Annotated in this window: 1 protein-coding gene; it reads left to right on the top strand. The window is 63.1% G+C overall.

What is annotated here, in order from left to right; translation table 11 throughout:
* A partial coding sequence (locus tag AX750_RS12610; RefSeq protein ID WP_156462448.1) for an AraC family transcriptional regulator occupies positions 1-279 on the top strand: 279 nt, incomplete at both ends.

Here is a 279-nt window from a genome sequence, read left to right on the forward strand (position 1 = left end):
GGCCATCCGGGACGAGCTGACCCACGAGACCTCAGCCGGTCGCATGCTGGTGGAGACGGCGGCTTTGGCGCTCACGGCTCGTCTGGCCCACGCCTATTCTCACGATCGGTCTCAGCCTCCGGTTACCGCCCTGGTACGTGACTGTCCTGAGCGGATCAGGAGAGCGATCGAGTTCATGCACGAGAACATCGATCGCGAGATCTCGGTCGCCCAACTCGCCGATGTCGCCTGCCTGAGCCCATTTCATTTCGCCCGGATGTTCAAGCGCGTCACAGGCCA

It is taken from the genome of Methylobacterium sp. CCH7-A2 (assembly GCF_001557075.1).
GTDB classification, from domain to species: domain Bacteria; phylum Pseudomonadota; class Alphaproteobacteria; order Rhizobiales; family Beijerinckiaceae; genus Allobosea; species Allobosea massiliensis.